Origin of the sequence: Pseudomonas akapageensis, from assembly GCF_011355085.1 — a bacterium.
Classification (GTDB): Bacteria; Pseudomonadota; Gammaproteobacteria; order Pseudomonadales; family Pseudomonadaceae; genus Aquipseudomonas; species Aquipseudomonas akapageensis.
The window spans coordinates 92,705-115,332 of record NZ_VXCP01000014.1; the positions used below are offsets into that span (position 1 = coordinate 92,705).

The window sequence follows — 22,628 nt, forward strand, 5'->3', positions numbered from 1 at the left end:
TGAGATGAAACTTGCCATTGTCACCGCCTGCCCCAACGGCATGGTCTCCAGCGTTCTCAGTGCCCGCTTGCTGGATGCGGCCGCCCAGCGCCAGGGTTGGAGCACCAGCGTCGAAATTCATGATCGGCAGCACCCCGAGCGACAACTGTCGCAAGCGACCATCGATGCGGCCGAGTGGGTGCTGGTGGTCAGCACTGGCGCCCTGGACCTGTCCCGGTTCGTCGGCAAGCGCCTGTACCAGAGCAGCCCGGCCCAGGCCCTGCAGGACGTCGAGGCGTTTCTGCGCAAGGCTGCCGAAGAAGCCCAAGTGTATGAAGCGCCCGCGGCTGCACCGGCCGCCGCGGTGCGCTCGCCCCGCATCGTCGCGGTGACCGCCTGCCCTACGGGTGTCGCCCATACCTTCATGGCCGCCGAGGCGCTGCAACAGGCTGCCGGGCAACTGGGCTACAGTTTGCAGGTCGAGACTCAGGGCTCGGTGGGTGCGCGTAACCCGTTGGCTGCCAGTGCTATTGCCGATGCCGATGTGGTGTTGCTGGCGGCCGATATCGAGGTGCCGACCGAGCGCTTTGCCGGCAAGCGCATCTATCGGTGCGGTACCGGCATTGCGCTCAAGCAGGCTCAGGCAACGTTGAACAAGGCACTGGCCGAGGGCAAGGAAGAAACCGCCGGGGCCGCGACCAGCCCGAGTGCAGGGGGAGCTCGCGGGGAAAAGACCGGGGTGTATAAACACCTGCTGACCGGTGTGTCATTCATGTTGCCGATGGTGGTAGCCGGCGGCTTGATGATCGCCTTGTCCTTTGTATTCGGCATCGAAGCATTCAAGGAGCCGGGTACCTTGCCAGCTGCCCTGATGCAGATCGGTGGCGAGGCCGCGTTCAAACTGATGGTGCCGCTGCTGGCTGGCTATATCGCGTACTCCATTGCCGACCGCCCGGGGCTTGCGCCGGGAATGATCGGCGGCCTGCTGGCCGGCACCCTGGGCGCCGGGTTTATCGGCGGGATCATCGCCGGCTTTCTGGCCGGCTACAGCGCCAAGGCCATCAATCGCTGGGCGCGGCTGCCGACCAGCCTGGAAGCGCTCAAGCCGATCCTGATCATCCCGTTGCTGGCGAGTCTGTTCACTGGCCTGGTGATGATCTATGTGGTCGGCAAACCGGTGGCCGGATTGCTCGAAGGCCTGACGCATTTTCTCGACAGCATGGGCACCACCAACGCGATTCTGCTGGGTGTGCTGCTGGGCGGCATGATGTGTGTGGATCTCGGCGGGCCGATCAACAAGGCCGCTTATGCTTTTTCGGTCGGCTTGCTCGCATCGCAAAGCTACGCACCGATGGCCGCAACCATGGCGGCCGGTATGGTGCCGCCGATTGGCCTGGGTATCGCCAGTTTCATCGCCCGACGCAAGTTCGCCCAAAGCGAGCGCGAGGCCGGCAAGGCAGCGCTGGTGCTGGGGTTGTGCTTTATCTCGGAAGGGGCGATCCCGTTCGCGGCCAAGGACCCGCTGCGGGTGATCCCGGCCAGCATCGCCGGAGGCGCGCTGACGGGGGCCTTGTCCATGTACTTCGGCTGCAAGCTGATGGCGCCCCATGGCGGGCTGTTCGTCATGCTGATCCCGAATGCGATCAACCATGCGCTGCTCTATCTGCTCGCGATCGTGGCGGGCAGCTTGCTGACGGCTGTGATGTATTCGGTGCTCAAGCGAAGTGAGGTGGTGGAGATGGCGGTGGAGCCGGTGAAGGCTTGAGGGCCTGACGGCTCTATCGCTGGCAAGCCAGCTCCTACAGAGTTCGGAGGCGCATGCACCTCTGTGGGAGCTGGCTTGCCAGCGATGAGGCCAGGTCAGACAATATAAATCCCAAGCCTTGCGGGCACCTCAATAGACATCCCGCCGATACCGCCCAGCCTCGATCAACCGCTCAACCTCTTCAGCCCCCAGCACCTCACAAAGCACCTCATCAACCCCCGAAGCCATCCCCTGCAAACTGCCGCAGATATAAATCGCGGCGCCGTCCGCCAACCAGCGCCGCAGTTCCTCGGCCTGTTCGCGCAAGCGATCCTGCACATAGATCTTCTGTGCCTGGTCACGGGAGAACGCCAGGTCGAGTCGGCTTAATTCACCGCTCGCCAACCACCCTTGCAGCTCGGCGCGGCAATGGAAGTCATGGGCGCCATTGCGTTCGCCGAACAGCAGCCAGTTACGCTGTTGCCCTTTGGAGATGCGCGCCTTGAGCAAGCTGCGCAGCCCGGCAAGGCCGGTACCGTTACCCAACAGGATCATGGGTACCGGCGACTGCGGCAAATGGAAGCCGCTGTTGCGCCGCAGCCGCAGGCTGATCGCCGAGCCCGGCTGTGCGTGTTCAGTGAGCCAGCCCGACCCCAGCCCGAGGCTGCCATCGGCATGGCGCTCCTGACGCACGATCAGTTCCAGTACGCCGTCGCCGGCAATCGAGGCGATCGAGTATTCCCGGGCAGTGATGGGGATCAGCGCATCGACCAGGGCCTGGGCGTGCAGGCCGACCAGGTGTTCACGGCTTCGCGGCAATTGCCGGTTGGCCAGTGCCTGGGCCAGGGTTTCCTGCAGGCCGTCGAGGACAATGGGGGTTTGCGCGGCAATACCCAGCCCGGCGAGAAAGTGTTCGACCGCGGCATCGCTGTTGCGTGGCAGGATCTCGACCAGGTCACCGGCCTCCCAGGTTTGCGCCTGGTCAGGTTGGAGACCCAGCAGATAAACCGCCGAACCCTGGCTGCCCGGGTTCAGGTGTTCGCGACGGACCAGCGACCAGTTGCGGAAACTTGACGCTTGCCATGTGTTGGCCGGCTGGCTGCCGGTCAGTCGGGCAAGTTCCTGCTGCCAGTGCTGCAATGCCGCCGGGTCGGCGCTGTCGACTTCGATCGGGGTGAAGGCCGCGCTGGCACCGCGTTCGCTCAGCCAGCGCTGCAACCGATGGGCAAAGCCGCAGAACTGCGGGTATTGCCGATCACCGAGTGCCAGCAGACCGTAGTTCAGTTTGTCCAGCGTCCAGGGTTGGCCAAGCACCTTGCGCTCGAACCCGCGAGCGCTGTCCGGTGCTTCGCCGTCGCCAAAGGTGCTGACCACGAACAAGGCTTGTTGCGACTGCTGCAAGTCGTCTTCGGTCAGTTGCGCCAGCGGCTGGACTCGCACCGGTAGTCCCGCCGACTGCAACTGGCCGGCCGTCTGCCAGGCCAGTTGTTCGGCAAAGCCACTCTGGCTGGCAAAGCCGATCAGCCAACCGTCGGCATCGCCGTTGTTCGCGCTCAGACCGTTGCGCGCTTCACGCACCTGGCGTTTCTTGCGCCGACGGTCGAGGTACAGCAACCAGCCGGTGACAAAGAACAGCGGCATGCTCAGGCTGGCAATGGTCACCAGGATCCGCCCGGTCAGGCCGAAGTAACTGCCCACATGCAAGGCGTAGACACTGGTCAGCAACTGCGCCTTGAACGACTTGTCGGCGTAGCGTTCGACTTTGCCGACCTTGCCGGTGGCCGGGTCCAGGCTGATCTGGTTCAGCGCGCGTTCGTGTTCAGAGTTTTCCAGCAGGTAGAAGACCGTAGCCGGCTGTTTACCCACCGGCGGCAGGCGCAGGTTATAGGCCGTCAGGCCGGGGCCGGCGGTGCTCTGGATGCTGTTCCACACGGCGTCATAGTCGACGATCAGCGGCGGTGCATCGGCCGCAGGTTTCGGTGGTCGGCCGCGACCTTCGCTGCCCTTGCGATGCTGACCGGCAGCGGGGCCGTCGCCCAGCAGTTGGGTTGCCCCCTGGCGGAACCAGTCATAAGACCAGAACAGACCGGTCAAGGCGAACAGGAGATAGAACAGCAGACACCAGGTACCGGCCACCGCATGCAGGTCCCAGTTGAAGCTGCGCCCTTTCCTGGCCCAGTCCAGCGTCAGCCAGACGCGCCAGTTCAACGCCTTGCGCGGCCAGCGGAGGTACAGGCCGGAGAGGCAGAAGAAAACCAGAATCAGCGTGCAGGCACCGGTGATTTGACGCCCGGTGTCACCCATGGCCAGAAACCTGTGCAACCGCAGCATCAAGCCGAAAAAGTCCTGGCCGCTGACATCGCCCTTGAGCGTGCCGGTGTAAGGGTCGAAATAGCGCATCGGCCCGCGGCGTTCGCCGGGGGGCGGGGTGAAGAAAACCCGCGAGGCAACGTCGCTGGTGGTTTCGACCCAGAGCGCTGAAACCGTGTTGTCGGCTTCGGCTTCGATCTTGCGCACCAGTTCGGCCGGCGGCAAGACGCCGCTGTCCTGCACCTGGACGTGAAGGGCATCGGGGTTGAGCAGGCGCAGCAGTTCGTCCTGGAAGGACACGGTCGCGCCGGTGATCCCCATCAGTGCCAGTACCAGCCCAGCGCTGATGCCGAAGAACCAGTGCAGCTGAAAGAGGGATTTCTTCAACACGTCGACCGCCTTGCTCTTGGGAAAAAAATCGTCACGGCGCGCATTATGCCGTGAGTTGTCGAGAAGCATTCGTTTTTACACACAAAAGCCCCGCTCATGTAAATGAACGGGGCTCGGTTTTACGCTTCCATCAGAAGTGGAAGTTGGTGCTCAGCAATGCCGTACGACCCGGCGCCTGGTTGGCGAAGTGGGTGGAGAAGGCCTTGTCGTAGTAGGTTTCGTCGGTCAGGTTCTGCACGTTCAGCTGCAGGTCGACGTTTTTGCTTAGCTTGTAGGCGGCCATGGCGTCGTAACGAACATAGGAATCAACCATGGTGGTGTTGGCTACGCTGCCGAACACATCATCGACGTAGAACGCGCCACCACCGATGGTCAGCCTCGGCGTGACCTGATAGGTCGTCCAGAGGGTGCCGCTGTTTTTCGGCGTGTTAGGCAGTTCGTTGCCATTGGTAACGCTGAGCGGACCGCCATCGACTTGCTCGCTGTCCATATAGGCGTAGCCGGCGAAGACCTGCCATTTGTCAGTGAGCTTGCCGCTGGCCGAAAGCTCGATACCTTGAACGCGGGTTTTGCCGGCGTTTTCGAACGAGGTGCTATCGACTTGAACGCGGGCGTTGTCTTTCTCGGTGCGGAAGATATCGGCGGTCAGCGACAGGCGCTCGTTCAGCAGGTCCCACTTGGTACCGATTTCGTAGTTCTTGGTGGTTTCCGGCTCCATGTCGCTCTTGAGCAGGTTGCCGTTACGGTCCGGTGTGCCGCCCAGCGGATTGATCTCCGAGCCTTCACCCAGGGAGTTGCCTGGTGGCGTGGCAGAGGTGGCGTAGGACGCGTAGATGCTGCCGTTTTCGGCTGGCTTGTAGACGACGCCGAACTGACCGGTGACGAACTCGCTGGTGTCTTCGCCTTTGACGGGTACTCCGTTGGTCACGACAGTCGCGCCGGAAGCTGCACGGGAGCGGTACTTGGTTTCGAAATGGTCATAACGCAGGCCCATGTTCACCAGCCATTGCGACGACAGTTCCAGGGTGTCGAACACGTAGATGGCACGTGTGTTGGCATCGGTGTCGATGCTGGCATAGTTGCGCGAGATTGCACCGTTCCACGGATCGCTCGGCGTCGGGTTGGACAGCGAGGTGCAGTTGAAACCGCTCGGCGCGCCGATCATTGCCGGTGTGCAGTTGGTGCTAGGCGTTCCGCCCGGGGTTGCCGGTGTGGTGTCAGTGTTGACGTTGTACGAGGACCGCTCGCCTTCTTCACGGGTGAACTCGATACCGGTGGAGAAGCTGTTCTTGAAGCCAGCGATGTAGACGTCACCAAACAGATCGGTCTGGTTGGTGGTGGTGCTGGTGTTGCTGACACGGGTGTTGGCCCGGCGCCAGACGCTACCGTTATTGACGTTGCCCTTGCTGTCGTCTGGCTGGGTCAGGATGTAGTCCTGCATGGTGCTGCCGTGACGCAGGGTGTTCTTGACGGTCAGCGCTTCGCTCAGGTCGTGCTCGATGGCGATGGTCGCGATATCGGCGCGGGTCTTGCGGAAGTCGCGATCGGTCAGGCCATAGAAGTTGCTGCTGTCGCCGCCGTCGTCAGGCTTGTCCGGATTGGCCTTGGTGCGAGCCGGCGCAAGGCCGGTAGGGATGGAGTAAGGAATGCCCGAATCCGGCAGGTCGTCGCTTTCCAGGTGGTAGAAATCGAGGTTGAGGCGGGTTTCGGTACCCAGGCCAAACGCCAGGGATGGGGCGACACCCCAGCGATCGTAATTCACGCTGTCGCGGCCGGCGACGTTGCTCTGGTGGCTCAGCAGGTTCAGACGGCCAGCGGCGTTGTCAGTGAACTGATAGTTGCCGTCGATGGTGTAGCGTTGGGTCTGGTCGGAGCCCCATGTGAAGCCACCGTCGAACGAGTCGCCCAGGTGCGCCTTCTTGCTCACCATGTTGATGGTGCCGCCGGCTGCGCCACGGCCGCCGATGGCGGAGTTCGGGCCTTTGCTCACTTCGATCGATTCAATGGCGAAGATTTCGCGGGTCTGGGAGCCGGTGTCGCGCACGTTGTCCAGGTAAGTGTCGCCCTGGGCGTCGAAACCACGGATGAACGGACGGTCGCCTTGCGGGTTGCCGCCTTCACCGGCGCCGAAGGTGATGCCTGGGATGGTGCGCAGCGCGTCCTGCATGGTCAGGGCACCGGTGTCCTTGATCACTTGCTGCGGGATCACGGTCACTGAACGAGGGGTGTCTACCAGCGGCTCGGTGTATTTCTGCGAAGAAGCCTTGTCGACCTTGTAATCGGTGCTTTCCTGCTGCGCTTCGCCGGTGATGCTGGTGGCATCCAGGGCGATGGCCTTGTCTTTGCTCGAAGCATCTGCTGCGTAGGCCAGGTGTGGTGCAGACGTGGCTGTAATCGCCATGCCGATTGCAGAGGCAAGCAGGCGTGGTGAAGTAGCAGGTGAGACAAGTTGGCGCGACATTGTAGGACCTCTCCCCAAGGTTTGAAGGCCGCGGAATATAGGGTAAATGTGTATCCCTATCAATTGAGATGCATTGCTATTTGCGTTCTATTTACATTCTTTACACATTCGGTTGAGTGATTTTTCTTTTTCGTCTGCTACAAATGGCGCAAGGGCTTGTGCGTAGTCACTGAGAATCAATATCATTGGCATCTTTTTTGTTCTCAGGTGCCGCGCCATGCTGTTACACATTCCCGGCCTGTTTTCTCGCGAGGAAGTGCTGCGCATCCGCGAAGCTCTGGAACAGGCCGATTGGGCCGATGGCAAGATTACTGCCGGTCACCAATCGGCCAAGGCCAAGCACAACCTGCAGCTGCCCGAAGGGCATCCCCTGGCCAAGGAAATCGGCGCGGCCATGCTCGAGCGGTTGTGGGCCAACCCGCGATTCATGTCCGCAGCTTTGCCGCACAAGGTGTTCCCTCCACTGCTCAATTGCTACCGGGAAGGGGGCAATTTCGATTTCCATATCGACAACGCCATTCGCCAGCCCAAGGGCAGCCACGAACGGGTGCGCACTGACCTGTCGTCGACCGTTTTCTTCAGCGATCCGGATGACTACGACGGCGGTGAACTGGAAATCCAGGACACGTTCGGTTTGCAAAGGGTCAAATTGCCGGCCGGGGACATGGTCCTGTACCCCGGTACCAGCCTGCACAAGGTCAATGCCGTCACCCGGGGCGCGCGCTATGCCTCGTTCTTCTGGACGCAGAGCCTGGTGCGCGAAGACAGCCAGCGTACCCTGCTGTTCGAGATGGATGGGGCGATTCAGAACCTGACCCGGGACGTGCCGGATCATCCGGCGCTGATTCAGTTGACTGGCACCTACCATAATCTGTTGCGTCGCTGGGCAGAGGTCTAGGTCGTGGGAATCCGTCTGCGACACAAGGAAATGCTCGACGGCGAGCAATTTGCCGCGATGCTCGGGAAAAGTCCGGCCCATGCCGCGCAGGGGATTCTTGCCGCTGCTGCGCAGAATGTCGTTCAGGCCCAGACCCTGCTGGGACAAATTCTGCTCGACGGGCATGGCATCGAACGGGATGAAGCATTGGCCCGGCGCTGGTTCGAGATCGCGGCCAACCAGGGCGATGCGATGGCCCGCAACATGTTCGGGCGCTGTCTGGAACATGGCTGGGGTGGGGCGGCGAACGCCTCTGCGGCGGCGCAGCACTACCGTATTGCGGCCGAAGCCGGGTTGGATTGGGGCCTGTACAACTTTGCCAATCTCCTGGCGACGGGCCGTGGTATTGCCCAGGACAATGGCTTGGCACTGACCTGCTATCGCCGGGCAGCCGAAATGGGCCATGCCAAGTCCATGAACCTGTTGGGGCGTTATCTGGAAGAGGGACTGCATTGTGCCGTTGACCGGGCCGCCGCCGCCGACTGGTACCGGCGTTCGGCCGAAGCCGGGGATTTTCGTGGGCAGTTCAGCCATGCGGCCGTGCTGGTCGACCAGGGACATATCGAGCAGGCCATCGTTTGGCTGCGCAAGGCGCTGGCAGAGGGCAACGTGAATTTCCTGCGGGTCAGCAGCCAGGCACTGTTACAGGCCGGCCACGCGCAAATTCGCGCCCTTGCCGAGGATTATAGGACGCGCTTGCTGGAGCTCGAACGCCAGGCATAGACAGGTCCTTTGCGAAATTGCGGGGTCTTCGTGGCAAACGGCGGACCCTGTAGCAGCTGCCGTAAGGCTGCGTCGAGGTCCGCAGGACCTCCAACAATCTCGAAATCCAGCGCCCGCTACGCGCGCGGACGCAGCCTGACGGCAGCTGCTACAGTTGATTGCGGCAGGCATAAAAAAGCCCGGGTCAGTGCCCGGGCTTTTTCCATCCTGCGTAAAGTAAACGCTTAGATGTAGAAGGATTTCAGCGGTGGGAAGCCGTTGAATTCCACAGCGCTGTAGCTGGTGGTGTAGGCGCCGGTCGACAGCCAGTACAGGCGGTCACCGATGGCCAGGTTCAGCGGCAGGCCGTACTTGTAGTTCTCGTACATGATGTCGGCGCTGTCGCAGGTAGGGCCGGCGATGACCACTTCTTCCACTTCACCGTTCTTCTCGGTCCAGATCGGGAATTTGATGGCTTCGTCCATGGTTTCGATCAGGCCGCTGAACTTGCCCACGTCGGTGTAGACCCAACGTTCGACGGCGGTACGCGATTTACGCGCAACCAGCACGACTTCACTGACCAGAATGCCGGAGTTGGCAATCAGCGAACGGCCCGGCTCCAGGATGATTTCCGGCAGGTCGTCGCCGAAGTCTTCCTTGAGGAAGCGGATGATCTCTTCGGCGTAGGTTTCCAGGCTGTTGGTACGGGTGATGTAGTTGGCCGGGAAGCCGCCACCCATGTTGATCAGCTTGAGTTCGATGCCGTCTTCTTCTTTCAGGCGCTCGAAGATCACCTTGACCTTGGCGATGGCCGCGTCCCAGACGCTGATGTCGCGCTGCTGGGATCCCACGTGGAACGACACGCCGTAAGGCACCAGGCCCAGGTCGCGAGCCAGGATCAGCAGGTCCATGGCCATGTCGGTCTGGCAGCCGAACTTGCGCGACAGCGGCCAGTCGGCCGTGGTCGAGCCTTCGGTGAGGATACGTACGTAGACTTTCGAACCCGGGGCGGCCTTGGCGATGTTGCGCAGGTCGGCTTCGGAATCGGTCGCGTACAGGCGCACGCCCTTCTCGTAGAAGTAGCGGATGTCCTTGGATTTCTTGATGGTGTTGCCGTAGCTGATGCGATCGGCGCTGACGCCGCGGTCCAGGACCTTGTCCAGCTCGTAGATCGAGGCGATGTCGAAGCTCGAGCCTTTTTCCTTGAGCAGGTCGATGATCTCGACGGCCGGGTTGGCCTTGACCGCATAGTAGACCTTGGCGAATTCGAAACCGGCGCGCAGGTCGTCATAGGCCTGGCTGATCATCTGGGTATCGATGAGTACGAACGGGGTTTCTTGCTTGTCGGCGAACGCCTTCATTTTCTTGAAGGTATCACGCGCGAAATAGTCTTCGACCTGAATCGACATGCTAGGGACTCCATGGGCAAACTGAAAAAATAAGTGGCTGCAAATGAACGCCCTCCGTATCCCCACTTTGGTTCGCCTACTTCCCAAGGCATGTCGCCGAAAGCAAAAAGGTCATCCGTGCCCTCTGAACCGGGCGTTACGGGTGACCTTGCTGTCTCGTCGTCAGTACTTGAGCCGGATGGATCGTTTCCAGCATGGACGTTCGGCGCGAACTTTAGGACCTGAGAGCGTTGAGATCAACAAAAAATGTCGCATTTCTACACGCGCTCGTCGCGGGAGCAGGGTCAGGTACTGGTTTAACTGACCTTGATGACAGGCTGACGTTCCCCGCAGCCGGGGGTTGCTGGATGGAAATTCGACGACCGGGGGTCGTCCCTCGGATCAGACAACTGCTTGCACCAGGCAGTGTTTGGAAGAAACCAGAGACCGGTTGGATGAGCAAACTCGTTGCGCGAATGGGTTAAGCGTTTGCCTTTTACTGAGGTTGTCAGAAATATCTTTCGTTGTAAGCGGAAGCAACTTGCAGTGGTCTCGGATGCATGTGTAAAGGCCATCATTTACCATTAAATCGTCCTGAACAAAACCACGCCAAGCAAATGCACCAACAACAATAGATCCAATGACAGGTTTTTTGACGCTGCGTTCAGTTCAGGGGCTTTTGGCTCGATAATAATATTTGCGATAAGGGAGTTAACATTCATGGATGTATCAAGGTCACAATTAATAACGCTGGCAATCACTGCGGTCACTGCTGCGGGTTCGGCTCAGGCTGGCCCGTCAGTCTCAGTGACATTCAAGAATTTTGGGGCTGCTGACGCGCTTTACAAACCCGTCACGAAAAATGAGCTCTCTACTCAGCTCAATGCGAAATCGAAGCCTCATGCTTCAGTCAAGAGTGGAGGTGTTGATAGTTATACTGTGCAGAGCAATATTTCCCCGGATGCCAACTACGCTAGTTTGCGCTACACGATAGGTGGTAAGACCTGCATTTTTCATACAACTTTTGTTGCTGCGCCAGGAGCGCTGGGCTCGAAAGTGCCGAAGTGGAAAAACACCGCTACCCCTAGCGGTGGAGCAACCTGTACGGCGAAGACTACTGCACGGAACGCAACAACGTACGATTGGTCAGTCGAATATACGATGAAGTAATACGCAAGGCGTGCCTCATGGTGCGTTCGCTTCAGGCCACAATTTGCCATGGATGATTGGCTAGGTGGCCTGACGCACTCCCGGGAAGCTTTAATAAAAAGAGGTGTCATCATGATAACTTTAGCAAGTTTGTCTATGCTCGTTAATCGCCAAGCTGCCAATGTTTCTGCATCTTCAACTCAAGCAATTGCGAGGTCCAGCGCTGGTGCGGTAGATCAAGGTGCAAAAAAAACCGAAGGCTCTAGCACTATTTCTTCGCTTGCCCAGCAATTAAGTGAAAGTGCCGCGCGGGCCGAAGTGCGTGATGCTTCTTTGAGTAGGAAAGAACTTGGCATGAAGGCTGTGGGATTGCTTGGCCAAATTACGGGGGACGACTACTTTGCCAAAAAAGCCCATCATGATGCTGAAGTTCCGAATACAGATGATCCTGAGCTTCTGGCTCGCGCCAGAGAAGCAACGGAGCACGTTAGCGGCAACGGGGCGAACCCTTTTGCAGGTCTGTCACGACATCAACTTGCATTGATTACCTATGATACGAGCGGAGCCTTCACAGTCAATGAACGAAGAGCCGCGTGGAGTGAGGCGTTTGACCAAGAGTCAACATGGCGTCAAAAGGTCGTAGCCAGGGCGTGGGATGAAATTAATGCCACAGGAAAACTCACCAACTTTTTTTCTGCTGTACTTGATCATTATGAATCGTTGCCCGGTATCGAGCAGGTGCAGTACCCCAGCAGTTACAGAGCCCAGTTGCAAGGATGGATAGACTTGGACTTCAACTATTGGACACACTCGGCTGAAGGACGCGGCAGCCCACAGAGCGTACTGGATAAAATTCTTGATCGAAGCGCCTTCAGTGAACCCAAGAGCTGAGGGCCTCAGGCGACGTACGGTCGATTGCGCACGCTAATAAGAAACATTACTATTCGCACCATTCCCCCATAGCGCACGCCGATGACCTGCAAATCGCCTCGCGACAAAGGCTTCCTTGATCACTATCAAGAGCTGATCGGAACCTGGACTCGCAGGCTGAGCAACCGTCAGCAGGCCGAGGACCTGGCCCATGACGCTTTTGTGCGGGTGCTGGAATCCGCCCCGGTGGCCGTCGAGCAGCCGCGTGCCTATTTGCATCGAACCGCTCGCAATATCGCCGTGGACAGCTATCGCCGCGAAGATCGCCGCGCACTGCTGGAGCAGGAGACGGTCGAATTTTGCGAACCCGACAGCGGTGACCCGGAGGCTTTCGTGCACGCCATCGAACTTGCCGATACCATTGAGCGCGCCTTGGCCCAGTTGCCGCTCAATTGCCGCAAAGTGTTCATCTGGCAGAAGCTGGAAGGTTTGACCCAGGCGGAAATCGCCGAACGCATGGGGCTGACCAAGAACATGGTCGAAAAGTATATGATCCGCACGCTCCGGCATTTGCGTGAGCAAATGGATGTGCCCACGAAATGAGTCAGGCAGAAGATTCCATGAAGGAAAATGCTCAATGCCCCTGCGGGACACAAGCTGTCAGCGAGCGCGCAGCCTGGTGGTTCGCCCGCGAGCAGGACGGTGCGCTCGAGCCTGAGCAGCGTACGGCATTGGACGCCTGGCTGGCCGAGCACCCGCAACATCGCCACGAATACGCACTGCTGCAGCATGTCTGGAATGCCACGGACCTGCTGTCGCGTGCGCGTCTGCAAGCCTTGTGCGAGCCGGACCCGGTGCCGCAGTTGCCTGTCCGTGCCTGGCGCCGCTATGCAGTGGCCGCGAGCTTCATGGTAGTGGCGATAGGTGCGGGGCTGTGGAGTTGGCAGCAGGGTGCCAGTGACTACCAGGCCAGTTTCCAGACGGCGATGGGCGAGCGGCGGCAAGTGGTCCTGCCCGATGGCTCGAAACTGGATCTCAACGGCCGCACCCGAATCGACGTGCACTTCGAGGCACGTCGGCGCTCGATCGAGTTGCAGCAGGGCGAGGTCATGTTCAGTGTCGAGCACGACAGTGCCCGGCCCTTTGTGGTGCAGGCCGGCGGGGGCTCGGTGACTGTGACCGGGACCCGCTTCGACGTGCGCCGTGACCCTGAGCAAACCCGCGTCGCGGTCGAATCCGGCACGGTGCGCGTGCAAGGTCGCGAAGGCGGGCAGGGGGCGCCGGTGACACTCACTGCCGGTCTCGGTTCGCGCATCAGCACCGGGGGCGATGTGGCTGCGGCCTATGCGGTGAACACCGATGACCTCACGGCGTGGCGCTCCGGCAAGCTGGTCTTCAACGATGCGCCGCTCAGTGAAGTGGTGCTGGAAGTGTCGCGCTACCGTGACAAGCCGGTCTCGGTGGCCGCCGGCAAGGCCGCCAATCTGCGCCTGAGCAGTGTCTTCAAGGCCGACGATACCGATGCCCTGTTACGGGTCTTGCCAAGCATCCTGCCGGTGAAGGTACAGACGCTCGCCGACGGCTCGACAGAAATTATTGCCCGATAGATTCAGGTTTTTTTTCAGTTGTTCGTCTTCTTTCGCAACTGCAATTGCTTGGCATTTCCAGTTGCATTTGAGACCACTGAATCATCAGGACAATTCTTCGAAGTGAAAAACCATAAACCCGCTGCGTTATCTTCAGCCGTCCGCGCAGTCTCGCGTTCATCGACTCAATCACGTTGGCTACCCTGGGTGTTGGCATTGGCCATGAGCGGCGGCGCGGCTGTCGGTCACGCCGATCAAACGCCTGCACCGATCGAGATTCCGGCTCAATCGCTGAGCACGGCCCTGAGTCAGCTCGGTCGACAAACGTCGCTGCAACTTTTCTTCAGCCCTGAGCTGGTCGCTGGCAAGCAGGCACCGGCGGTATCGGGCAATCTCTCGCCGGAGCAGGCCCTGCAGGCGCTGTTGGTGGGCAGCGGGTTGGTTTATGAAATGTCCGAAGGCACCGTGGTGCTGCATTCCCAGGCGCAAACCTCGGGGCTGAACTCCGGCGGCACCATGGAGATCGCACCGATGGACATCAAGGTGGTTGGCGACTGGCTGGACAATGCCGAAGAGAGTCTGGTGCAGAACCATCCGGGTGCCCGTACGGTGGTCCGGCGTGAAGCCATGATCGAAGAAGGCGCGATGAACGTGCGCGATGCGTTGCGCACGGTTCCGGGTGTCCAGGTGCAGGAATCCAACGGCACCGGTGGCAGTGATATTTCCCTGAACGTTGGCGTGCGCGGGTTGACCTCACGTTTGTCGCCACGCTCCACTGTGTTGATCGATGGCGTGCCGGCAGCGGTTGCGCCTTATGGCCAGCCGCAATTGTCGATGGCGCCGATTTCCTCGGGCAACCTGGACAGCATCGATGTGGTGCGTGGGGCCAGCTCCGTTCGTTACGGGCCGCAGAACGTCGGCGGGGTGATCAACTTCGTCACCCGGGCAATTCCCGAAAAGGCCACCGCTGAGATCGGCACGACGCTGGAAACCTCCCAGCACGGCGGCTGGAAGTATCTGAATTCGGTATTTGCCGGCGGCACGGCCGACAACGGCCTGGGCGTTGCCCTGTTGTATTCCGGCGTCAATGGCAGCGGCTACCGCAGCAGCAACAATGGCAATGACATCGACGATGTCTTGCTCAAGACCCATTGGGCGCTGACTGAGAGCGACGATCTTTCGCTGAATTTCCACTATTACGACGCCACGGCCGATATGCCCGGCGGCCTGACCCAGGCGCAGTACGACGCCGATCCGTTTCAATCCGACCGGGACTACGACAACTTCAGTGGCCGGCGCAAGGATGTGTCCCTCAAGTACCTGCGCCAGATCGACGATGCGACCCAGTTCGAGGTCCTGACCTACTACACAGATAGCTTCCGTGGCAGCACCATCGCCGCGCGCGATCAGAAAACCCTGGTGTCGTACCCGCGCAACTATCACACCTTCGGCATCGAGCCCCGGGTCTCGCATATCTTCTTTACCGGCCCAGCCACCCAGGAGGCCAGCGTCGGTTATCGCTACCTCAAAGAGGCCATGCATGAACAGAGCAGCCGCCTGGCCCTGATCAACAACACGCCGACGGTCACGCCGTCCTCCGATGGCCATGTGTTCCAGGACCGCACCGGCGGTACCGAAGCCAGTGCTTTCTACATCGATGACAAGATCGATATCGGCAACTGGACCGTTACCCCGGGCATCCGCTTCGAGCGGATCAACACCGACTGGCATGATCGCCCCGTGCGCGGGACCAATGGCGTGCCGGTCCAGGAGAAAAATCGCAGCATCGACAGCAATGAGCCGCTGCCGGCGCTGAGCGTGATGTACCACGTCTCTGAGGCCTGGAAACTGTTTGCCAACTACGAAACTTCGTTTGGCAGCCTGCAGTACTTCCAGCTGGGCCAGGGCGGGGTCGGTAATGAGACAGCCAATGGCCTGCAACCGGAAAAGGCCAAGACCTATGAGCTGGGGACGCGCTACGACAATGGCACCTGGGGTGGCGAGCTGACGGCGTTCTACATCGACTTCGACGATGAGCTTCAGTTCATCAGCAACGACATCGGTTGGACCAACCTGGGCGCGACCAAGCACCAGGGTATCGAAGCGTCGGCGCACTACGACCTGGCGGCACTGAATCCAATGCTGGAGGGCTTGACCGCCAACGCCGGTTACACCTACACCCGCGCCACCTACGAGGGTGACATCCCCGGGTTCAAGGGGCGTGACCTGCCGTTCTATTCGCGCCAGGTGCTCAACGCCGGGCTGCGCTACCAGGTCAACCGCTGGACCTGGAACCTCGACGCCTTCGCCCAATCAAAACAGCGCGCGCCAGGTACCGGCATGAACGCCGACGGCAGCTTCAACGGCAACTACATCACCGAACCGAGCGCCGATGGCCAGTTCGGCGATATCCCGGGCTACGTCACCTGGACCGCCCGCAGCGGCTATGACTTCGGCCCGCAGCTGTCCAACCTGAAGCTGGGCGCAGGGGTCAAGAATATCTTCGACAAGCAGTACTTCACTCGCTCGAGCGACAACAACTCGGGGATCTACGTTGGGGAGCCACGGACGTTCTTCGTGCAGGCCAGCGTCGGGTTCTGAGTTCAAGGAGGTGTGGTAGCCCAGAAGGCTGAATTTCCTGACGGCACTACCGGTTGATTCAGGCGCAGCGTAGCGATGTGCTCTCATTACGAGGGCCGTGGTGCGTGGTTAGGATTGACCGGTAGCCTCAAGTTAGTCGCTTGATGGAATAGTCCTTTAAGGGTATTGTTTGGTGAGATGGCTTGTCGAATTGTGCGATGAGTTCGTACCTGACTTCGAGGTAATGGTCGAAGCTGTGCAGGACGAGCTGCTGGCGCAGCTCAAGGTACTGGAGAGGTTCGGGCCGGATCTCGGGCGCCCGCATGCAGACACGCTCAACGGTTCAAGACATAGCAATATGAAAGAACTGCGTTTCAAGGCGGACGGTGGCGTCTGGCGTGTAGCTTTCGCTTTTGACCCGCATCGCAAGGCAATCGTGCTGGTGGCGGCTGACAAGGCAGGCGTCGGCGAGCACAGGTTTTACAGAGCGTTGATCAAGCGTGCAGATGTGCGTTTTGATCGGCATCTAGCGGCATTGAAGGAGGAGCAGGTCAATGGCCAAGTCACTTGACCAAGTAATGAATGCGCTCCCGGCTTCGCGCAGGGAGAGGATCGAGCAGCGCGGCCATGAGTTGATTCAGGAGCATATGACGTTGCAACAATTGCGCAAGGATCTGAAACTCACGCAAGAGGCGATGGCCGATCTTCTCGATATCAAACAGGCTAATGTTTCCAAAGTAGAGAAGCGTGACGATATGCTGATTTCCACACTGCGCAGTTATGTCGAGGCCATGGGCGGGACCCTGGAATTGATAGCTCGACTTCCCGACCGCGGCCCGGTGAAGCTTGAAGGCTTTCGCGATCTGAAAACGCAACACGACTAGAAAAACGATCAAACGACCGTCCAGACCCCTGGACTTTGGTCCACTCACGACTTCGGGTATGATACTGGCCCTTTTTGAATCACCTGCCAGGCGATTTCCCATGACCAACCAGGCCGCCGAAGTCGCGAAACGCCGCACCTTCGCCATTATTTCCCACCCGGATGCGGGTAAAACCACCATCACCGAAAAGCTCCTGCTGATGGGCAAGGCCATTGCCGTCGCCGGTACGGTGAAATCGCGAAAGTCCGACCGCCATGCCACGTCCGACTGGATGGAAATGGAGAAGCAGCGTGGTATCTCCATCACCACCTCGGTGATGCAGTTCCCCTATCGCGAGCACATGATCAACCTGCTCGACACCCCGGGCCACGAAGACTTCTCCGAAGATACCTACCGCACCCTGACAGCGGTGGACTCGGCACTGATGGTCCTCGACGGCGGTAAGGGTGTAGAGCCACGTACCATTGCCCTGATGGATGTCTGCCGCCTGCGCGATACGCCGATCGTCAGCTTCATCAACAAACTCGACCGCGATATCCGCGACCCGATCGAGTTGCTGGACGAAATCGAAGCGGTCCTGAAGATCAAGGCTGCGCCGATCACCTGGCCGATCGGTTGCTATCGCGACTTCAAGGGCGTGTACCACCTGGCCGACGACTACATCATCGTCTACACCGCCGGCCACGGCCACGAACGTACCGAAGTGAAAATCATCGAGAAGCTCGACTCCCCTGAAGCGCGCGCGCACCTGGGTGACGAGTACGATCGTTTCCTCGATCAACTGGAGCTGGTGCAGGGCGCCTGCCACGAATTCAACCAGCAGGAATTCATGGACGGCCAGCTGACGCCGGTGTTCTTCGGTACTGCACTGGGCAACTTCGGTGTCGATCACGTGCTCGACGCGGTGGTCGACTGGGCGCCCAAGCCGCTGGCACGGGTGGCCAACGAGCGTACCGTGGAACCGGTCGAAGAGAAGTTCAGCGGCTTCGTGTTCAAGATCCAGGCGAACATGGACCCGAAACACCGCGACCGTATCGCGTTCATGCGGATCTGCTCGGGCAAGTACGAGAAAGGCATGAAGATGCGCCACGTACGTACCGGCAAGGACGTGCGGATCGGCGATGCACTGACGTTCTTCTCCTCCGAACGTGAGCAGCTGGAAGAGGCGTACGCCGGCGACATCATCGGCTTGCACAACCACGGCACGATCCAGATCGGCGATACCTTCAGTGAAGGCGAAGTGCTGGGCTTTACCGGTATTCCGCACTTCGCCCCGGAACTGTTCCGTCGCGTGCGCCTGAAGGATCCGCTCAAGTCCAAGCAGTTGCGGCAGGGGTTGCAACAACTGGCCGAAGAAGGCGCGACCCAGGTGTTCTTCCCCGAGCGCAGCAACGACATCATTCTCGGCGCCGTGGGTGTGCTGCAGTTCGATGTGGTCGCCAGCCGCCTGAAGGAAGAATACAAGGTGGAGTGTGCCTACGAGCCGATCACCGTGTGGTCGGCTCGCTGGATATCCTGCGACGACAAGAAGAAGTTCGAGGAATTCAAGGTCAAGGCGGTGGAGAACCTGGCGCTCGACGGCGGTGGTCACCTGACCTACCTGGCGCCGACGCGGGTCAACCTGGCGTTGATGGAAGAGCGTTGGCCGGATGTGAAATTCCGCGCTACTCGCGAGCACCACTAACCGCCCGCCTCAGTCCTCGTTCCCACGCTCCGCGTGGGAACGAGGTGGTCTATATCAACTCCCCGTCTTGATCTTCGTCCACAGCCGCGTCCGAATACGGTCGATATTCAGCGGCATCGCCTCCAGGGCAAACAACTTGCCCATCATCGCCTCGCTCGGATACACCTTGGTATCGGCCTTGATCGCCGGGTCGATCAATTTGTCGGCCGCCTCGTTGCCATTGGCGTAATGCACGTAATTGGTGATGCCGGCCATTACCTGCGGTTCCAGCAGGTAGTTCATGAAGGCATACCCGGCCTTTTCATCCGGTGCATCGGCCGGCATCGCCACCATGTCGAACCAGATCGCCGCGCCTTCCTTGGGGATCGAGTAACCGATGTTCACCCCGTTGTTGGCTTCCCTGGCGCGGTTTTCGGCTTGCAGGATATCGCCGGAAAAACCGACGGCCACGCAGATGTTGCCGTTGGCCAGATCGCTGGTGTACTTCGAGGAGTGGAAGTAGCTCACATACGGCTGCACTTTCATCAGCAGGGCTTCGGCTTTCTTGTAGTCCTCGGGGTTCTTGCTGTGATGGGGCAGCCCGAGGTAGTTCAGCGCAGCGGGCAATAACTCCGGCCCATTGTCGAGGATCGCCACGCCGCACTGTTTGAGCTTGCTCATGTTCTCGGGCTTGAAGATCAGGTCCCAGGAGTCCACGGGGGCATTGTCGCCCAGCACCGCCTTGACCTTGTCCACGTTGTAGCCGATGCCGGTGCTGCCCCACAGATAGGGGAAGCCGTGCTGGTTGCCCGGGTCGTTGCCTTCCAGGGCCTTGAGCAGCACTGGGTTGAGGTTCTTCCAGTTCGGCAGTTGGGACTTGTCCAGTTGCTTGAGTGCCTTGCCCTGAATCTGCCGGGCCATGAAGTGGTTGGAGGGGAACACCACGTCATAGCCGGAGTTGCCGGTCATCAACTTGCCGTCGAGGGTTTCGTTGCTGTCATAGACGTCATACACCGGCAGGATACCGCTGGCGCCCTGGAAGGCCTTGAGCGTGTCCGGTGCGATGTAGTCCGACCAGTTGTAGATTTTCACCGTCTCGGCAGCCTGGGCGATGGAGGCGACCAACATCAGCGGGGCAATGGTCAATCGGAGCATGTCTGGATTCCTTGTCTTGGCTTTTTTGTTGAAGGATCTTTGGCAGGCGATCAGAGGATCAGAACGTAGGTCTTGCGCACCGTTTCCTGGATGTCCCAGATGCCGGTGCTGTTGGCCGGCAACATCAGGGCATCGCCAGCGTTGATTTCCAGCGGTTCACCGCCATCGGGGGTGAAGGTGCAGCGGCCCTGGATGAAATGACAGAACTCCTGGGAGACGATCTGCCGCCGCCAGCGCCCGGGGGTGCATTCCCAGATGCCGGTTTCGACGCCGTCGTTGCGTTCCACCGAGGTTGTCGAAGCGATGGCCACGGGTTCGCCCAGCGGCACGGCGACCGGGTTCGATTCTTCCAGCGCTATGCTCGCGGTGTTCTTGAAATGGGAAATGGTCATGCCGGGTATACCTGTTCGTTGAGAGAGAGTTCAGTGCATGAAGCCTTCCATGAAGTCGGCCAGGCGGCTGGCCAATTGGCGACGCCACGGCGGGCTGGCAGGGTTGGCCAGGGTCTGGTCTTCATGGACGAAGCTGCGGATGATCGCGTTGTAGCCCAGCCAGCGGCACGGCTCCGGTTCCCAGCGGCGCAAGGCTTGAATGCGGCCGGGTTGCAGCACCCAGGGCTGACGAGTCAGTTCGCTGTCGCGGCCCAGGATCAGGTCGGCCAGGGTGCGCCCGCCAAGGTTGCTGGCGCCGACGCCTTCGCCGCCATAGCCGCCGGACAGGGCGATGCCATTGGACGGATCGCAGAGCATGTGCGGCCGGAAATGGCGGGACATGCCCAGGTTGCCGCCCCAGGAGTGCGTGATGCGCACATCCTTGAGTTGCGGGAACAGTTCGCCGAACAGGTAGCGACGCAGCTCGATTTCACTGTCGGTGAGGTTGAAGTCCTCGCGCAGGCGACCGGCAAAGCGATAGCCGCCGCGTGCACCGAAGACCAGGCGGTTGTCGGCACTGCGCTGGCCGTAGGTAACCTGGCGGCTGTTCTCACTGAACGCCTGGCCCTGATTCAGGCCGATCTGTTCCCAGACCTGCTCTGGCAGTGGCTCGGTGGCGACCAGCAGACTCTGCACCGGCATTTGATAACGGCCCAGCGGTGGCAAGGTGACGGAATAGCCTTCCACGGCCGGGACGACCCAGCGCGCATTGACCTGCGCCTCCGCGGTGCGCACATAGCCTGGCTGCCAAGCGGTGACCGGACTGTTTTCATACAATCTGACGCCCAGGCGCTCGACGGCCCGGGCCAGCCCTCGCACCAGCCTGGCCGGTTGGATCGTTGCGCAATGGGGTGTGTGGATACCGCCAAAGGGCGTGGCAACGCGCAGTTGTTCGTTCAGCTCGGCGGGGCTCAACCAGCGATAGTCGCTCTCATCCAGTCCTTGGCTATACAGCTTCTTGAGGTAATTGCGCAGGGTGACTTCCTGCTCGCGATAGCGTGCGGCACAGTACAGCACACCGCCCTTGCGGTAATCGCAGGCGATACCTTCGCGATCCAGCACGCTTTTTACTTCATCGGGAATGCCATGCAACAGGTCGAAGGAAGCGCGCCGTTGCTGCGGCGAGAGCCCAGCCAGCAAGCGGTCTTCGCCGAGCAGGTTGCCCATCAGCCAGCCGCCATTGCGCCCGGACGCTCCGAAGCCTGCGGTCTGGGCTTCGACAATGGCGATGTTCAGGGCGGGCTTCAGCAGCTTGAGGTAATAGGCGGTCCAGAGCCCGGTATAGCCGGCGCCGATGATCGCGACATCGACATCCAGGTCCTCGCGCAGCGGTGCACGGGCGGTCAGCGGCTCTTCGAGCTGATCCATCCACAGGCTGATATTGCGCCATGCCGACATTGCTGACTCCACATCCACAAAAGGTCTGTGGTGATCCTAGAGGCAGCGGGCGTGGCCTGTCTTACGTGCGTGTCCGCAGAGAAATCTGTTTCAGGTAAGCACTGGGCGAGAGGCCGGTGTGCTGACGGAAACATTTGTAGAAGGCCGACAACGAGTTGAAGCCGGCGGCAAAGGCCATGTCGTCGATGCGCACGGCGGGGCCGGCGTGTTCCAGGGCGTTGAGCAGGTGCTGCAGGCGGGCCTGGTTCACATAACGGTAGAAGCTCTGGCCGAGCACTTGATTGAGCAGGTAGGAAATCTGGTTGCGGCTGTAACCACATTCTCGGGCCACTTGTTGCAGGTCCAGATCGGCATTCAAGTAGGGCTGTTGGCGCTGGAAGTACTGTTGCAGGTCCTCGGCCATGAAACTGAGCTGGCGGGGCGACAGACCCAGCCGGCTGACTGTCGGACGCAGGTTGGCGCTGGCCTTGTTGTCAGCGTTCTCGCGCACCAGCGAGGCATATTCATTGACGCGCCAGATCAAGCCGTCACGGACCGTGATCGCCTCGCTTGCGCGAAACGAAACCAGCCCCTGGCCGCCGCGCAGGGTGACCTGGTACTGGATAAAGGCGGTGTTGCCGTCGATGCGGATGCGGTCGCTGTGTTCCAGGGCTTCATCGGGATCGCGGGGCATGCTGACGCGCACGTACTCACGCAACTCATCGAGGTGCAGCACGCGGTTCTGGAAGAAGTCGTTGTACTGGATGTCCGGGTGGTAGAGCGCCATGACCCCGTCCAGGTCGCGGTGTTTCCAGCACAGGTGGTAGCGCATTACGGTGGCGGCGGTTGCCGGGGTCTGGGCCGGGCCGTCATCGTCGGGGAGTGAAGCCATGGTGGTGCTCGGGGGCGGGTGGAGAGTAGAGAGTGCCGTAAGCCGGTTCCGCCTTCAACGACCTCGTTCCCACGCTCTGCGTGGGAACGCAGTGGTAGACGCTCTGCGTCGAGCAGTCCGCGATGTGACG

General features: G+C 60.3%; 18 protein-coding genes. 11 read left to right on the forward strand and 7 right to left on the reverse strand.

The window, feature by feature from the left end:
• The first annotated feature begins 4 nt into the window (after positions 1–4).
• Entirely contained in the window at positions 5–1,744 is a 1,740-nt protein-coding gene (locus F2S13_RS11255) for a PTS fructose-like transporter subunit IIB (RefSeq protein WP_166360687.1), read from the forward strand.
• A 129-nt stretch (positions 1,745–1,873) separates the two neighbouring features.
• On the opposite strand, the gene F2S13_RS11260 is transcribed toward F2S13_RS11255, so the two are convergent.
• Positions 1,874–4,423 (reverse strand): PepSY domain-containing protein, encoded by a 2,550-nt coding sequence (locus tag F2S13_RS11260; protein ID WP_166360689.1) that lies wholly within the window; start codon positions 4,421–4,423, stop codon positions 1,874–1,876.
• Between the two features lie 130 nt (positions 4,424–4,553).
• On the reverse strand, positions 4,554–6,884 hold the full coding sequence (locus F2S13_RS11265) for a TonB-dependent receptor (protein ID WP_166360691.1): 2,331 nt from the start codon (positions 6,882–6,884) through the stop codon (positions 4,554–4,556).
• A gap of 217 nt (positions 6,885–7,101) precedes the next feature.
• On the opposite strand from F2S13_RS11265, the gene F2S13_RS11270 reads away from it, so the two are divergent.
• Both F2S13_RS11270 and F2S13_RS11275 read left to right on the forward strand, forming a co-directional pair.
• Complete coding sequence (locus F2S13_RS11270; protein ID WP_166360693.1) at positions 7,102–7,782, forward strand: Fe2+-dependent dioxygenase; 681 nt, start codon at positions 7,102–7,104, stop codon at positions 7,780–7,782.
• 3 nt (positions 7,783–7,785) lie between these two features.
• Positions 7,786–8,544: an SEL1-like repeat protein gene (locus F2S13_RS11275; RefSeq protein ID WP_166360695.1), complete on the forward strand. Its 759-nt coding sequence runs from the start codon at positions 7,786–7,788 to the stop codon at positions 8,542–8,544.
• 224 nt (positions 8,545–8,768) lie between these two features.
• Here F2S13_RS11275 and F2S13_RS11280 read toward each other — a convergent pair whose 3' ends face one another.
• Positions 8,769–9,932, reverse strand: coding sequence for a type III PLP-dependent enzyme (locus F2S13_RS11280; RefSeq protein WP_166360697.1), 1,164 nt, complete (start codon positions 9,930–9,932; stop codon positions 8,769–8,771).
• 699 nt (positions 9,933–10,631) lie between these two features.
• Between F2S13_RS11280 and F2S13_RS11285 the strand changes: the two genes are divergently transcribed.
• The 8 genes from F2S13_RS11285 to F2S13_RS11320 all read left to right on the forward strand — a co-directional run bounded on the left by F2S13_RS11285 (position 10,632) and on the right by F2S13_RS11320 (position 18,664).
• A complete protein-coding gene (locus F2S13_RS11285; protein WP_166360699.1) occupies positions 10,632–11,081 on the forward strand; it encodes a hypothetical protein in 450 nt (149 codons plus the stop codon).
• A gap of 111 nt (positions 11,082–11,192) precedes the next feature.
• On the forward strand, positions 11,193–11,951 hold the full coding sequence (locus F2S13_RS11290; protein ID WP_166360701.1) for a hypothetical protein: 759 nt from the start codon (positions 11,193–11,195) through the stop codon (positions 11,949–11,951).
• Positions 11,952–12,032: 81 nt separating this feature from the next.
• Complete coding sequence (locus tag F2S13_RS11295; protein ID WP_166360703.1) at positions 12,033–12,533, forward strand: sigma-70 family RNA polymerase sigma factor; 501 nt, start codon at positions 12,033–12,035, stop codon at positions 12,531–12,533.
• 17 nt (positions 12,534–12,550) lie between these two features.
• Positions 12,551–13,537, forward strand: coding sequence for a FecR family protein (locus F2S13_RS11300; RefSeq protein ID WP_166360705.1), 987 nt, complete (start codon positions 12,551–12,553; stop codon positions 13,535–13,537).
• A 201-nt stretch (positions 13,538–13,738) separates the two neighbouring features.
• Positions 13,739–16,117 carry a TonB-dependent siderophore receptor gene (locus tag F2S13_RS11305; protein WP_166360707.1) on the forward strand — a complete coding sequence of 793 codons (2,379 nt, stop codon included), beginning with the start codon at positions 13,739–13,741 and terminating at the stop codon, positions 16,115–16,117.
• A gap of 172 nt (positions 16,118–16,289) precedes the next feature.
• Positions 16,290–16,667, forward strand: a complete 378-nt coding sequence (locus F2S13_RS11310) for a type II toxin-antitoxin system RelE/ParE family toxin (protein WP_166360709.1) — start codon at positions 16,290–16,292, stop codon at positions 16,665–16,667.
• Positions 16,651–16,980, forward strand: coding sequence for an XRE family transcriptional regulator (locus F2S13_RS11315; protein WP_166360711.1), 330 nt, complete (start codon positions 16,651–16,653; stop codon positions 16,978–16,980). Before F2S13_RS11310 ends, F2S13_RS11315 begins: the two co-directional genes overlap by 17 nt.
• Before the next feature lie 100 nt (positions 16,981–17,080).
• On the forward strand, positions 17,081–18,664 hold the full coding sequence (locus F2S13_RS11320) for a peptide chain release factor 3 (protein ID WP_166360713.1): 1,584 nt from the start codon (positions 17,081–17,083) through the stop codon (positions 18,662–18,664).
• Between the two features lie 54 nt (positions 18,665–18,718).
• Here the strand turns inward: F2S13_RS11320 and F2S13_RS11325 are convergent, their stop codons facing one another.
• The 4 genes from F2S13_RS11325 to F2S13_RS11340 all read right to left on the reverse strand — a co-directional run bounded on the left by F2S13_RS11325 (position 18,719) and on the right by F2S13_RS11340 (position 22,498).
• A complete protein-coding gene (locus tag F2S13_RS11325) occupies positions 18,719–19,798 on the reverse strand; it encodes a polyamine ABC transporter substrate-binding protein (RefSeq protein ID WP_166360715.1) in 1,080 nt (359 codons plus the stop codon).
• Positions 19,799–19,848: 50 nt separating this feature from the next.
• Positions 19,849–20,190 (reverse strand): cupin domain-containing protein, encoded by a 342-nt coding sequence (locus tag F2S13_RS11330; RefSeq protein ID WP_166360717.1) that lies wholly within the window; start codon positions 20,188–20,190, stop codon positions 19,849–19,851.
• A 30-nt stretch (positions 20,191–20,220) separates the two neighbouring features.
• Positions 20,221–21,627 (reverse strand): NAD(P)/FAD-dependent oxidoreductase, encoded by a 1,407-nt coding sequence (locus F2S13_RS11335; RefSeq protein ID WP_166360719.1) that lies wholly within the window; start codon positions 21,625–21,627, stop codon positions 20,221–20,223.
• A gap of 61 nt (positions 21,628–21,688) precedes the next feature.
• Complete coding sequence (locus F2S13_RS11340) at positions 21,689–22,498, reverse strand: helix-turn-helix domain-containing protein (RefSeq protein ID WP_166360721.1); 810 nt, start codon at positions 22,496–22,498, stop codon at positions 21,689–21,691.
• Positions 22,499–22,628 lie beyond the last annotated feature (130 nt).